We start from the raw sequence: 12,988 nt of genomic DNA, 5'->3' as shown, positions 1-12,988 counted from the left end.
GTTCCTTCCCTCAGGAGGCGACGGAAGCCGCCTCGACGGCAGCCTGGGGACCAAGACGGGCGGGCATTTTCGGTCACTCCCACTCGGCCGAGCGAATCGTCGGCCGAGATGCAGATGACACGGTATTGAGCGGCGCTCAATAAAATAATTGGACGCTGCTCAATTAAATGCCTAGCGCGGCTCGATGGGACGCCGTTCCGACCACAGCCGGGAAGAGCTGGAGGAACTGATCCTCGCCGAAGGGCATCGCCTGATGGCGGAGGTCGGCTATCCCCGCTTCTCCGCGCGCGAGGTGGCCAAGAGGGTCGGCTATTCGGTAGGCACGCTCTACAATCTGTTCGACAGCAACCATCGGCTGATCCTCGCGATCAACAGCCGCACCTTCCTGATGTGGGCGGCGGCGATGGCCGAGCGGCTCGCCGAGGATCCGGAGGACCGGATCGCCGTCCTCGTCGACGGCTATTTCCGCTTCGCCTCGGAGAACTCCAATCTGTGGATGGCGATCTACGAGCATCGCACGCCCGAGGGCAGCGACCTGCCGGAGCGGTATCGCAAGCAGCGCGGCGAGCTCACCGGCATGGTCGAGGCGGAGATTGCGAAGGTGCTGCCAGAGGAAGCCCGTAACAAGGCGGCGGCGCTCGCCAGATCGCTGGTGGCGACAGTCCACGGCCATTGCGTCTTCGCCCTCACCGGCACCTTCGCCTTGCTCGGCGAAGACCGTCCCCAGGAGGCGGCGCTCGCGCGAGTGCGCGAAGCGCTGGCGGCGGCCGGCGGACGCTGACCGCTCGCCCGGTCGCGACAACGCTGCGCTGCCGGTTTCGATTGGCGTCCCGGCCGCGCTGGTGCAGGCTCCCACCGCGGAAAATCGAGAGAGGTTGAGGGAAACGCAGATGCGCTCGAACAGATGGCTGATCGCCGGCGGCATCCTCAGCGCGATCGCGGGGCTGGTTCACGTCGGCGTGATATTGGGTGGCCCCTCCTGGTACCGCTTCTTCGGTGCGGGTGAAGAGATGGCCCAAGCGGCGGAGCGCGGTTCCCTCATGCCCGCCGCCATTACCCTCGCCATCGCGGCCGTCTTGCTCGTCTGGTCGCTCTACGCCTTCTCCGCGGCCGGGCTCGTCCGGCGGCTTCCGCTGATCCGGACCGCGCTCGTCCTGATCAGCGCCATCTATCTCTTCCGCGGCATGGCGCCATGGCCGGCCATGTTCTTCATTCCGCAGATGGCGACGCCGTTCACGGTCTGGAGCACGCTCGTCGTGCTGGTCTACGGCCTGACCTATGCGGTGGGCACCTGGCTCGCCTGGCCGCATCTGCGGATCGCCGGCAGCGCCGCCACGCGGCGGCGCGATGGCGGCGACGGATCGAGCCGGGCCTTCAAAGCCTGATCGTGCGGCCTTCGGCGGCGCTTCGCCGCGCCGCCTCGATGAGCGCGAGGCCCGAACGGGCATCGGCCGGATCGACCGGCACCGACGCCTCGCCGCGTATCGCCGCAGCGATGCCGGCATAATAATCGAGATAGCGACCGGGCCGAGTGGCGATGCGCTCGTTGCGGCCGTCCGGATCGGTGAAAATGCCGTGCCACGCCGGATCCTCCACCGCGAAACCCTCGTCACCGGGACGGAGCTCCGCCTGCAGTTGCGGCTCCTGCGGATCGAGGCCGTATTTGACGTAGCTGCCACCGGTGCCGTGCAGGGCGAAGCGCGGGCGCGGTGCGGTGACGATCGTGGCGGCGCAGAGCCGGACCCGGCGCTCCCCGTAAGCGAGCGTGAGATCGAAATAGTCGTCGATGCCCGCGCCTTCGCGATGCGCCGCGCTATCGGCCGAAACGGCGTCGGGCGGTCCGAACAGCTGCAGCGCCTGGTCGATCAAGTGGGAGCCGAGATCGTAGAGCAAGCCGGTTCCGGCGGCCGCGCGATCCTTCCAGCCGGCACGCAGCCCGAGGCGGAAGCGGTCCCAGTGCATTTCCGCCAGCATGATCTCGCCCAGACGCCCGGAGGCGACGAGCTCGCGCACGGTCAGGAAGTCACCGTCCCAGCGCCGGTTGTGGAAGACGCTGAGCACCCGGTCCTGCCTCTCGGCCAGCGCGATCAGCGCATCCGCCTCGGCGACCGTCGGCACGAACGGCTTATCGATGACGACATGCTTCCCCTTCTCGAGGGCCGCGCGTGCGAGCGCCAGGTGGGTCTCGTTCGGGGTCACCACGACGATCAGCGACAGAGCGGGATCGTCGATCAGCGCCTGCGGATCGCGCACGGTCGCAACCCCGGCGGGGCCGGGGCGGCTGGTCGCCACCGCCTCCAGCGAGAGTCCCGAACAGGCCTGGATCAGGGGCGCGTGGAAGACGGCGCCGCCGAGGCCGTAGCCGATCAGGCCGACGCCGATGGTCATGCGCGCGCCGCCGCGCGGGGCAAGGCAGGGCATTCGTCCTTCATGCCCCCTCCCCTTCCGTCAGGCCGAACCGAGGCGGTGGCGCAGCGCCGTCGCAGCGCCGAGCAGCCCGAGCGCGGGTTCCTCGACGAGCAGGGTCGGCACCTGCTCCAGCTCGGCGCCGAACCGGCCCTTGTCCTCGAAGCGGCGGCGGAAGCCGCCGGACATCAGCTCCTGGCGAAGCGGGCGGAGCATGCCGCCGGCGAGGAACAGTCCCTGCCAGGACCCGAACATCAAGGCGGCGTTGCCGGCGAAGCTGCCGAGAACCTCGCAGAAGATCCGGATCGCGCGCTGCGCCAGCAAGTCCGAATCCTTGCGCGCCGTGACCTCTTCCGGACTGGTCACGCTCTCGTCGCCGCCGATCGCGTGATAGATGTTGCGAAGGCCGGGACCGCAGATCAGCCGCTCGTAGGAGACGCGATGGTGGCGCTGCCTGAGCCAGGCGAGGATCTCGACCTCCTCGTCGCTCACCGGCGCAAAATCCGCGTGACCGCCCTCGCTGGAAAAGACGGTAACGTCCTCGGCGGCGGCATGGATCGCGCTCACCCCGAGACCGGTTCCAGGCCCGACGACCGCGAAGACCCCCGCGAGCGCATCCGCCGGCGCCGGACCGCCCAGCGAGGTCAGCTGGTCCGGGCCGAGGTCGAGCATGCCCCAGCTGTTCGCCGCGAAGTCGTTGATGACGAACAGACGCTCGAAGCCGAGCGCACGGCGAGTACCTTCGATCGAGAAGGTCCAGCTGCAATTGGTGATCTTGACGTCGTCGCGATTGGCCGGGCCGGCGACGGCGATCATGCCGGCGCGAACGGGCTCGCCGCGCGCGGCCTCGTCGAGATAGGCTGAAACGGCGTCGGCCAGGGTCGGGAAGTCGGCCACCAGCCAATTGCGCGTCTCGATCGGCGTCCCGCCTTCGTGCAACGGCGCAAGGGCGAAGCGGGCATTGGTGCCGCCGATATCGGCGACCAGCATGAGCTCGCCGACCGCCTTGTCGATCGAAGCGATGGCCGTGGGCACAGGAGCCTTTCCTGAAGGAAATCGGACAATGCTGGAACCCGTCATAGCTGCATTAGGTCCATTCCTCGCGGGCCCTGGCGTCGCCCTCTGGTACATCGGCAAAAGACAGCGCTGTCAACGGGCAGCGAGCGGAAATGTCGGCGGGTGCCTGCTCGCCCGCCAGCGGTGCCGGATCACTCGAGACGGGAACGTGGCGGACCGGTCGAGGCGCGCACGACCAGCCGATGATCGAGGCGAGTCGTCGCGGGTGCCTCCTCGCCGCGCACCAGCTGGACCAGCAGCTCGGTGGCCCGATAGGCCATGTCGTAGACCGGCTGGTGGATCGTGGTGAGCGGCGGCCAGATCAGCCCGGCCAGCTCGGTATCGTCGAAGCCGGCGATGGAAAGCTGGTCGGGCAGCACCAGCCCCAGCTCGTGCGCGGCGAGGATCGCTCCCGCAGCCATATCGTCATTGCAGGCGAAGAGCGCGGTCGGACGCTCGGCGGCCGCCAGCAAAGCGTGCGCGGCCTCCCTGCCAGAGGCGGCGGTGTTGTAGCCCTGTGCCACGAGGTCGGGCCCGGCTTGCTCGCCATGAGCAAGGAGGGCGTCTCGCCAGCCCGCCTCGCGAAGGCGGCTCGAGCCGTGATCGGGATGACCCGCTATGACTCCGATGTGGCGATGGCCGAGGCCGAGGAGATATTCGGTCATCTCGCGCGCCGCGGCGCGATCGTCCATCACGACCGAAGGCGCGCCGGCGACGGGAACATCGGGCGCGATGAGGACGAAGGGCAGGCGGCGGCGGCGCAGCGCCTCGAGGAGCTCGGCATTGGAGGAAAGCGGCGGAGTCACGACCAGGCCGTCGACATGGGTCTGGTCGACCATCGCCAGGACCTCGCCGATCAGGCGGTCGTCGAGACCGTCGCAGGACTGGATGAACAAGCGCAGCTTGCTCTCCCGGCAACGGGCGATGGCGCCGCTTTGGACCGCGAAGACATAGTTCGCGCTTGGATTGTCATAGACCAGGCCGACCAGGCTCGAGCGCCGCCCGGCGAGGCTGCGGGCATGGAGGCTCGGCTGATAATTCAGCGCCGCCATCGCCTCCTCGACGCGACGACGTGTATCCGCCCGGACGCTCGGCTCGTCGTTGAGCACGCGCGAGACGGTCTTGATCGAGACGCCGGCAAGGGCGGCGACATCGTCGATGGTCTTGCGCGTCATCCCCCCTCCTGCCGCCGCCTCAATGGACGGCCGCAAGCGGCTCGTCGGCAGCGGGCCGGTTCACCCTCGCCTGCCCGGCGGCGACCGCGAAGGCAAGGAGCAACGCGTAGCAGACCGCCGGGACGATGAAGGCGAAGCCGTAGCTGGTCTGGCCGGAAACCAGACCGACAAGCGGCGGAATGGCGGCACCTCCGACGATCGAGAAGCAGAGGAAGCCGGAGGTGGCTTCCTCGCTGGCGCTGCTCCGCTCTAGCGTGAGGGTGAAGATGACGGGGAACATGATCGAATTGAACAGGCCGATCGACAGCGCTGCATAGCCGGCGCTGATCCCGCCCACGGAGAAGACGTAAAGGCACAGTCCGCAGGCCGCCGCGGTGAAGACGGCGAGCAGGGTCGCGGCCGGAACCCGGGTGAGCAGGACCGATCCGATCAGCCGTCCGACCATGGCGCCACCCCAATAGAGGCTGACCATCTTGCCGGCATCTTCGAGCGTGACGCCGAGCACATCGTCGCTGTTGAGGAACAGCGCCATCTGGGTGCCGATCGCGACCTCGGCCCCGACATAGAGGAATATGGCGGCGCCGCCGAGCAGGGCCCAGCGCGACGACGCGGCCTCGGCGATCGTGGCGATCATGCCCCGGCGAGCGATGCGCATCGGCGGCGCCGGCGCGGCGGCGGTGATCAGGCCGCGCGCCGACCAGATGAAGAAGGCGAGGAGGATGATGAGACCGGCGATCCAGAAGAAGGCGGCGTCGATCCCGCCGAGCGCGGCGTTGCGCACCTCGTCGGTGAGCACCGTGCCCTCCTTCACCTCGACGCCCTTCAGGAACAGGACCGCGCCGAGATAGGGGCCGATGAAGGTCCCGAAGCTGTTGAACGCCTGGCTGAAGGTGAGACGGAAATGGCTTCGTTCCGGCGGGCCGAGCACCGCCGCCAGCGGATTGGCGGCAACCTGGAGCACCGTGATGCCGCTGGCCAGCACGAACAACCCGAGCAGGACGAGACCGTAGATCGCGACATTGGCCGCGAGAAGCATGGTGAGGCAGCCCGCCACCATCATGGCCAGCGCGACCAGGATCGTGGTCACCGCCTGCCGCCGCGCCAGCAGCACGGCTGCCGGAAAGCTCATCACTCCATAAGCGATGAAGAAGGCCGAAGCGCTCAGCTGGGCCTGGAAATCGGTAAGGCTGAAGATGCCCTTCACCGCCGCGACCAGCGGATCGATCAGCGAGGTAATGAACCCCCAGGCGAAGAAGAGCGTCGTCACCGACGCGAAGGCGCCGGCGGTGTTCCGGCTGATCCGTGCGTCGGTCATCTCCGCTTCCCCTCCCCCGACCGGCTCATGGCTGGCCGCATTGATCCTGGTTCACGGCGGCGCTGGCAACCCGGATGTCGGAGACCGACAGGCCGAGCGCGCCGCGCGACGTCAGGGTCCATGGCGCGGCGAGCCGGTTCATCTCGGTGCCACCGCGCGCGAAGCAGCGCAGCGGCACGACCAGGGTGCGCCATTCACCGACGGGAGCGGCGCGAAGCGCGCCGGCGATCGGCACCGTCGCGCCGCAACTCTCGCCGCAGGCCATGCCGAGAAGCACCTCGCCCGCGGGAGCAGCATCGACACGGTAGTCGAAGATCAGGCTGAGCTCGCCTATGGCCTCGCGCGACAGATCGAGCGGGGTCGCCGACTGGAGCGACGCCGTGCCGGCGCCGGTCCAGCGGAAGCTGCGGGCATCCTCCTGCGCGCGCCGATCGACGCCGCGCATCTGCACCCGATCGTCGGCGGCGAACGCGAGGCCAGGCGCGATGCGCCCGCGCACGAACAGTGCGCCGGCTTCGGTCGCCAGGCCCTGCGGCCGCTCTTCCGACAGAGGAGCGACGTCGCCATTGTCGGCATAGGATAATCCGTGGCCGTAGGCGAAGAGCGGGTCGTAATCGGCATCGCCGCGGTTGAGCGGCGTCTGGTCGGCCCGGCGCGGCCAGGAGAAGGACAGCCGGCCCCGGAAATCGTTCCGCACCGAGCCGTCGGCATTGGCGAACAGGACGTCGGCGATTCCCCCGCCTTCGCTGCCCGGGAGGAAGGCGGCGACGAAGGCGTCGGCAGCGTTGATCTCGGGATTAACCCACATCGGCCGGCCCGAGAGGAAGACGGCTACGACGGGAATGCCGTCGGCGCGCAGCCGCCGCATCGTGTCGAGATGGTTCTTGTCGGCCGGGCTGAATTCGAGCGTCTGGCGGTCGCCGACGAACTCGGCATAGGGGTCCTCGCCGAAGACGACGATCGCGACATCGGGGCGACCGCTATAGCGCCCGTCCACGCTCAAGGTGGCCGTGCCGCCGGCCGCGGAGACCGTCTCGCTTATGCCCGCGAAGATCGACTGGGCGTTCGGGAAATGCTCGTTGGTGACGCCCGTGCCCTGCCAGGTGATCGTCCACCCGCCCGATTGGCGGGCGATGTTGTCGGCCCCGTCCCCGGTCACCAGCACGTTCGCGCCGGGGCGCAGCGGCAGCAAATGACCCTGGTTCTTGAGGAGGACCAGCGATTCACGCACGGCCTGGCGGGCGACGGCGCGGTGATCGGCGGAGCCGAGCAGCTCGAAGCGGCCGGCATAAGGCCGCTGCGACGGCCGAACCTCCTCGAACAGCCCGGCGCGGATCTTAACCCGGAGGATACGGCGGACCGCCTCGTCGAGCCGGGCCATCGGAATCGTGCCGTCCCGGACCTGGGCGAGCGTGTTGCGGTAGAGGTCGCGCCAGCTGTCCGGCGCCATGAACATGTCCAGCCCGGCGTTGAAGCTTTGCGGGCAGGAGGTGTTGGTGCAGCCCTCGACCTGGCCGTGCGCGTTCCAGTCGCCGACAACGAGGCCGTCGAAGCCCATCTGGTCCCGGATCGCCCCGGTAAGCAGGTCGCGGCTGCCATGGACCTTCTCGCCGCGGACGCTCGAGAAGGACGCCATCAGCGCCTGGACCCCGGCCTCGATCGCCGGCGGGTAGCCGGCGCCATGGATGTCGCGAAGCGCCTCCGGCGCGGAGGGATTGTCGCCCTGGTCACGGCCGTTTTCGGTGCCGCCGTCGCCGACGAAATGCTTGGCGGTGGCGATGACCCTGCCCGGGCCGAGGAATTCGGGCGTGCCGGGGCGGCCCTGCAGACCCTCGACGATCGCGCCGGCGAACGAGCGCACGATCTCGGGGTCCTCGGAAAAGCCTTCATAGGTGCGGCCCCAGCGATCGTCGCGGACGACGGCCAGGGTCGGCGAAAAGTCCCAGTCGATGCCGGTCACCGCCATCTCGATCGCGGTGACCTCGCCGATGCGGCGGATCAGCTCCGGATTGCGGGTGGCGCCGAGGCCGATATTCTGCGGAAAGATGGTCGCGCCGACGACGTTGGCATGTCCGTGGACGGCGTCGATTCCCCACATGACGGGAATGCGCAGGCCGTCCTCCGGCCCGTCCATCGAAGCGTCCCAGAAGGCATCGGCAAGCGCCAGCCATTCCGCCGCGGGCGCCGTCTCGACGCCGCCCGGCGAGCTGTTGCCTCCGGCGAGGATCGAGCCGAAACGATATTGCCGATATTCCTCTGGCGTGATGCTGGCGATGTCGGGCTGGACGATCTGGGCGACCTTCTGCTCGAGCGTCATGCGCTGGAGCATGTCGTCGATCCGCCGCTCGACGGCCGGATCGGCCGCCACGCGGCTGGTGACCCGGGGCCAGGCCGCTTCCGGCGCGGTTGCGGCGGCCGGAGCTGCGGGGGCGGCATTGGTCGTCGTCTGCGCCGTGGCGGCGAAGGACACGGTCGACAGCAGCCCGACCAGCAGCACGGCACGATTCAGCATCAGCTCACCCTCTCCCTGGTTCGCGGGAATCCTCTGACGGGACCGCCGCTTCGACGCGAGCATATTTGACAGCGCTGTCAGATAGCAAGAGGCTTGTTTAGCGTCCGGGCGCGGAGCGACCGCCAGCGCCAATTTCGCTTCGGTAGCGCGTGCAGAGCTGCGCCTGGACCTGTTCCAACTTCGACATGTTGCGCGACGACGGCGGCTGGATCGAAGAGGCGGTCGACGGCATCGCCGCCGCGGCGGACCGACGGCGCGTAAACCGAAGGGCGATCCGCCAATGCACTCGGCACTAGCCGAACCTTCGCTTCCTTTCCGCGGCGGCGAGCACCGATCCGCGGGTCTTGACCGTCTTGAGGCAGACCATGGTCGCCGAGCGCTGAACGCCGGGCAGCGCCGAGATGCTGAACCTCAGCAGGTTATCGAGATCGTCCACGTCCCGGCAGATCACCTTGGCGAGATAATCGGCATCGCCGGCGATCGTGTAGCATTCGATCACGGCCGGACAGTCCCGCACCGCCGTTTCGAATTCCGGGCGGCGCGCGAAATCGATGCTGATCTGGACGAACGCATAGACGCCCAGCCCCAGCGCCCTCGGGTCGACCTCCGCATAATAGCCGGCCAGAGCGCCCGATCTCTCCAACGACTGGACCCGCGTCCAGCAAGGCGTCTTCGACAGGCCGACATTCTCGGCCAGCGTGCTGAAGGACTGCCGCGCATCGCGCTCGAGGGAGGCGAGAATCGAGCGGTCCACGGCGTCCATCGGCAAGTCCCTTCCCCGGCATGTCGGCGCGGCAGGCGCCGTCGCCCCTATAGCGGCGCGGCAAGGGGACGGAAGAATGGAATTCCGGCGGTCCGTTCATCTGCGGGACGTTGTTCTTCAGATTCGCCGGATGCCAGTCCGAGAGAGGACAATGTTTGCGGCAGGGATCCTATGATGGCCCCATGCCGGGAGTTCGCGAACATGTCGCCCAAGCGGGGCGATCGGTCACATATGACAGCTACCTGCGCGTCGCGGAGCTGACGGCCTGCCAGCATCCCCTGTCCGACGAGCATGACGAGATGCTGTTCATCATCATCCATCAGGCGACGGAGCTGTGGCTCAAGCTCTCCCTCCACGAGCTTTCTGGCGCCCGGGAGCTGCTCCGGGACGACGCGCTGGATCCGGCCCTCAAGATGCTCGCACGCGTGACCCGCGCGCAGGCGCAGATGATCCAGTCCTGGGACGCTCTGGCGACAATGACTCCGTCCGATTATCATCGCTTCCGCCCGTTCCTGGGATCGAGTTCCGGCTTCCAGTCCGGCCAGTACCGGCTGCTGGAATTCATGCTCGGCGCACGAAGCCGCCGAATGATCGATGCCCAGCCGAACGCGGCGCTTGCGCGCCGCCTGGAGCAGGAGCTCGCCCGGCCGAGCCTCTACGACGAAGTCCTCCGGCTCCTCTGCCGTCGCGGCTTCGACATTCCCCGCGATAGCCTGGAGCGCGACCATGCAGCCGACTACCGGCCCGCGCCCGAAGTGGAATCCTGCTGGCTGAGAATCTACGAGGAACCGGAAGCGAACTGGCCGCTCTACGAGCTGGCGGAAAAGCTGGTCGACATCGAGAACGACCTGCAGCGATGGCGATTCGCTCACCTGAAGACCGTGGAGCGGATCATCGGCTTCAAGAAGGGGACCGGCGGGACTTCGGGCGCCGCCTATCTGGAGAGCGTACTGAAGCAGCGCTTCTTTCCGGAACTGCTGTCGGTGCGGACACTCGTCCAATGATCGACCGGACAGCCGCCGTCCGGCTCGATGCGGCCGATCCCCTGAGGCCCTTCCGCGACCGATTCCGCCTGCCGCCCGGCTGCATCTATCTCGACGGCAATTCCCTCGGCGCCCTTCCGGCCACGACCTCGGCGCGCATCACGCGTGCGGTCGAGGAGGAATGGGGCCGGGGTCTCATCCGCAGCTGGAACGACCATGATTGGATCGCCGCTCCGGCCCGCGTCGGCGCCAAGATCGCGCGCCTGATCGGGGCGAAGGCCGATGAAGTCGTTGTCGCCGATTCCACCTCCGCGAACCTCTTCAAGCTGATCGTCGCCGCCTTGCGGGCGCGCCCCGGCCGGAGCGCGATCGTCACGGAGACGGGCAACTTCCCCACGGACCTCTACGTCGCCCGGAGTGCGGCCGAACTGACCGGGGCGGAATTGCGGACGACCTGCGCACAGCATGTGATCGACGCCATTTCCGAGGACGTCGCTTTAGTCGTGCTCACCCATATCCACTACAAGACCGCCGCCAGGCTGGACATGCGGCGGATCACCCGGGCGGCGCACGCCAAGGGGGCGCTGATCCTCTGGGACCTCAGCCATAGCGCCGGCGCGGTGGCGCTGGATCTCAACGCCGACGAAGTCGATCTGGCGGTCGGTTGCGGCTACAAATATCTCAATGGCGGGCCGGGTGCGCCCAGCTTCCTGTTCGTCGCGGAGCGGCACCAGCCGCATATGCGATGCCCTGTCGGCGGCTGGATGGGTCATCGCGATCCCTTCGCCTTCGTGGACGAATATGTACCCGCCGCCGGCGTCGACCGTTTCCTGTGCGGAACGCCGCCCCTGCTGAGTATGCTCGGGCTCGAGGCGGGGCTGGACGTGCTGTCCGATGCCGACATGGGCATCGTGGAACGCAAGTCGCAAGCAATGGGCGACTTCTTCATTGCCGCCGTCGAGCAGGAGTGCGGCGGCTTCGGACTGACACTGGCCAGTCCGCGTGCATCGTCGGCCAGGGGCAGTCACGTGTCGTTCGGGCACCCCGAGGCCTATTCGATCGTGCAGGCGCTGATCCGGCGCAACGTCATCGGCGACTTCCGTGCTCCTGACATTGCGCGATTCGGGCTGACGCCTTTCTATCTCGGCTTCGAGGATCTGTGGAAAGCCGTGGAAATCCTGCGCGACGTTTTCGACAAGGAGACTTGGCGCTCGGAGTCCCGAAGCACGCGGGCCAGGGTGACGTGAACGCTTCGGGTGACTTCATGCCGCACATGTCCGCAGGACGGCGGCGCCCGTGCCCCGTGAACCGGCATCGAACTGGAGGGAATGAATGCGAATTCGCCTTGCACTTGCCCTGACCGCGGCGATCCTGCCTTTCTGCCTTTCCTCCCCTTCCGCCGGCATGTCGCAGAATCCGGCACCGGCGAGTCCGCCGGCTGTCGCAGGCGCACCGGCATCCGCAGCGGTCGCCATCACCGTCTATCGCGGAGCAACGCTCATCGACGGGACCGGCGCGCCGCCACGGCCCAACGTATCGATCCTGGTCGAAGGGCCGACGATCGCCGCCATCCTACCGGCCGGGAGCGAGGAAGGCATTCCGGCGGGCGCGCGGGTCGTGAACGCGACGGGCCTCTATGTCCTGCCGGGCCTGATCGATTCCCACGTCCACCTCGCCACGCCGCCCAATCGCCGGCGCGCAGAGGCGATATTGCGCCGACAGGTCTATAGCGGGATCACGGCGGTCCGCGACATGGCGGACGATCTGCGGGCGATCGGCGACCTGGCGCGCGGCGCACGGCTCAGGGAGCTGGCGGCGCCCGACATCTACTATGCCGCGCTGATGGCGGGCCCCAGCTTCTTCAGCGATCCGCGCACCATCGCGGTGGCCCAGGGCGCAACGCCGGGGGAAGTGCCCTGGATGCAGGCCATCACGGACGAGACGGACCTGCCGCTGGCGGTCGCGATGGCGCGTGGCACCAATGCCACCGGCATCAAGATCTATGCGAATCTCCCGGCCGCGCTCGTCGACCGTATCACGCGAGAGGCGCATCGCCAGAACGTGCCCGTGTGGGCGCACGCCATGGTCTTCCCGGCCTCGCCGGCGGAGGTCCTCGACGCCGAAGTCGATGTGGTCTCGCACGTCTGCTATCTCGCCTATCAGCTGTCGGAAACACGCCCGTCGAGCTATCAGGATCGCGTGCCGGTCGATCCCAGGCCGTTCGCGAACGGCGACAATCCCGCCATGGCGGCGCTCTTCCAGCGGATGAGGGCGCGGGACATCATCCTGGATGCGACCAACCGCATCTATGTCGAGGAGGAAAAGCGGCTTCAGGTGACCCGCGCCGGCGATCCGCCGCGCTGCCCTTCCGAGCTGGCCGTCCGGCTGACCCGGCAGGCCTTCGGCGAAGGCGTCCAGATATCCGCCGGCACCGACGGCATCACCCCATGGAGCGAGCCTTATCCCGCTTTGCACGAGGAGCTGGAGATTCTGGCCGAACGGGTCGGCATGCCCACCCTGCAGGTGATCCGATCGGCCACGCAGATCGCGGCACGGACGATCGGAAGGGAGAGCGAAATGGGCACGATCGCGCCGGGCAAGCTCGCGAACCTGGTGTTCGTCACGGACGATCCGTCGGCGGACATCTCCAACCTTCGATCGGTCGCGTTCACGGTGAAACGCGGCATCGCCTATGCCCGCAGCGACTATGCGCCCGTGACGGCCGAGGAATTCGGCGTGCAGGCCGAGCGCGCGCAAGCGAGCGGAAATTGACGGAGG

At 68.0% G+C, this 12,988-nt stretch carries 11 protein-coding genes; 5 read left to right on the top strand and 6 right to left on the bottom strand.

Annotated features, from left to right (window positions below):
- Positions 1-184 precede the first annotated feature (184 nt).
- Positions 185-781 carry a TetR/AcrR family transcriptional regulator gene (locus DDE10_RS18920; RefSeq protein ID WP_114954362.1) on the top strand — a complete coding sequence of 199 codons (597 nt, stop codon included), beginning with the start codon at positions 185-187 and terminating at the stop codon, positions 779-781.
- A 109-nt stretch (positions 782-890) separates the two neighbouring features.
- The gene (locus DDE10_RS18915; RefSeq protein WP_284734768.1) at positions 891-1,385 is read left to right on the top strand and encodes a hypothetical protein; all 495 of its coding nucleotides are present in this window, start codon (positions 891-893) and stop codon (positions 1,383-1,385) included.
- On the opposite strand, the gene DDE10_RS18910 is transcribed toward DDE10_RS18915, so the two are convergent.
- From DDE10_RS18910 to DDE10_RS18885, 6 genes are all read right to left on the bottom strand, one after another.
- Positions 1,375-2,421 carry an oxidoreductase gene (locus DDE10_RS18910; protein ID WP_284734767.1) on the bottom strand — a complete coding sequence of 349 codons (1,047 nt, stop codon included), beginning with the start codon at positions 2,419-2,421 and terminating at the stop codon, positions 1,375-1,377. The genes DDE10_RS18915 and DDE10_RS18910 overlap by 11 nt on opposite strands.
- Before the next feature lie 27 nt (positions 2,422-2,448).
- Positions 2,449-3,441, bottom strand: a complete 993-nt coding sequence (gene glk / locus DDE10_RS18905; RefSeq protein WP_162806733.1) for a glucokinase — start codon at positions 3,439-3,441, stop codon at positions 2,449-2,451.
- A gap of 173 nt (positions 3,442-3,614) precedes the next feature.
- On the bottom strand, positions 3,615-4,637 hold the full coding sequence (locus DDE10_RS18900) for a LacI family DNA-binding transcriptional regulator (RefSeq protein WP_114954360.1): 1,023 nt from the start codon (positions 4,635-4,637) through the stop codon (positions 3,615-3,617).
- Positions 4,638-4,656: 19 nt separating this feature from the next.
- On the bottom strand, positions 4,657-5,952 hold the full coding sequence (locus tag DDE10_RS18895) for an MFS transporter (protein WP_114954359.1): 1,296 nt from the start codon (positions 5,950-5,952) through the stop codon (positions 4,657-4,659).
- A gap of 25 nt (positions 5,953-5,977) precedes the next feature.
- Positions 5,978-8,464 carry a glycoside hydrolase family 3 protein gene (locus tag DDE10_RS18890; RefSeq protein ID WP_114954358.1) on the bottom strand — a complete coding sequence of 829 codons (2,487 nt, stop codon included), beginning with the start codon at positions 8,462-8,464 and terminating at the stop codon, positions 5,978-5,980.
- 292 nt (positions 8,465-8,756) lie between these two features.
- The gene (locus DDE10_RS18885; protein WP_114954357.1) at positions 8,757-9,227 is read right to left on the bottom strand and encodes an Lrp/AsnC family transcriptional regulator; all 471 of its coding nucleotides are present in this window, start codon (positions 9,225-9,227) and stop codon (positions 8,757-8,759) included.
- A 182-nt stretch (positions 9,228-9,409) separates the two neighbouring features.
- On the opposite strand from DDE10_RS18885, the gene DDE10_RS18880 reads away from it, so the two are divergent.
- The 3 genes from DDE10_RS18880 to DDE10_RS18870 all read left to right on the top strand — a co-directional run bounded on the left by DDE10_RS18880 (position 9,410) and on the right by DDE10_RS18870 (position 12,982).
- Entirely contained in the window at positions 9,410-10,231 is an 822-nt protein-coding gene (locus DDE10_RS18880; RefSeq protein WP_114954356.1) for a tryptophan 2,3-dioxygenase, read from the top strand.
- Positions 10,228-11,457 carry a kynureninase gene (kynU, locus tag DDE10_RS18875; RefSeq protein ID WP_114954355.1) on the top strand — a complete coding sequence of 410 codons (1,230 nt, stop codon included), beginning with the start codon at positions 10,228-10,230 and terminating at the stop codon, positions 11,455-11,457. Before DDE10_RS18880 ends, kynU begins: the two co-directional genes overlap by 4 nt.
- Positions 11,458-11,542: 85 nt before the next feature.
- Positions 11,543-12,982 (top strand): amidohydrolase family protein, encoded by a 1,440-nt coding sequence (locus tag DDE10_RS18870; protein WP_114954354.1) that lies wholly within the window; start codon positions 11,543-11,545, stop codon positions 12,980-12,982.
- Positions 12,983-12,988: the final 6 nt, after the last annotated feature.

This window comes from Sphingosinicella terrae (genome assembly GCF_003347635.1).
GTDB lineage: Bacteria > Pseudomonadota > Alphaproteobacteria > Sphingomonadales > Sphingomonadaceae > Allosphingosinicella > Allosphingosinicella terrae.
Note: the sequence above shows the minus strand (reverse complement) of the source record. Positions and strands in the feature narration are given on the sequence as shown.

What these genes read in the sequence shown, in the direction of transcription:
- DDE10_RS18920 (WP_114954362.1), top strand. Translation starts at nt 185, where the DNA reads ATGGGACGCCGTTCCGACCACAGCCGGGAAGAGCTGGAGGAACTGATC.
- DDE10_RS18915 (WP_284734768.1), top strand. Translation starts at nt 891, where the DNA reads ATGCGCTCGAACAGATGGCTGATCGCCGGCGGCATCCTCAGCGCGATC.
- DDE10_RS18910 (WP_284734767.1), bottom strand. Translation starts at nt 2,421, where the DNA reads ATGCCCTGCCTTGCCCCGCGCGGCGGCGCGCGCATGACCATCGGCGTC.
- DDE10_RS18900 (WP_114954360.1), bottom strand. Translation starts at nt 4,637, where the DNA reads ATGACGCGCAAGACCATCGACGATGTCGCCGCCCTTGCCGGCGTCTCG.
- DDE10_RS18895 (WP_114954359.1), bottom strand. Translation starts at nt 5,952, where the DNA reads ATGACCGACGCACGGATCAGCCGGAACACCGCCGGCGCCTTCGCGTCG.
- DDE10_RS18890 (WP_114954358.1), bottom strand. Translation starts at nt 8,464, where the DNA reads ATGCTGAATCGTGCCGTGCTGCTGGTCGGGCTGCTGTCGACCGTGTCC.
- DDE10_RS18885 (WP_114954357.1), bottom strand. Translation starts at nt 9,227, where the DNA reads ATGGACGCCGTGGACCGCTCGATTCTCGCCTCCCTCGAGCGCGATGCG.
- DDE10_RS18880 (WP_114954356.1), top strand. Translation starts at nt 9,410, where the DNA reads ATGCCGGGAGTTCGCGAACATGTCGCCCAAGCGGGGCGATCGGTCACA.
- kynU (WP_114954355.1), top strand. Translation starts at nt 10,228, where the DNA reads ATGATCGACCGGACAGCCGCCGTCCGGCTCGATGCGGCCGATCCCCTG.
- DDE10_RS18870 (WP_114954354.1), top strand. Translation starts at nt 11,543, where the DNA reads ATGCGAATTCGCCTTGCACTTGCCCTGACCGCGGCGATCCTGCCTTTC.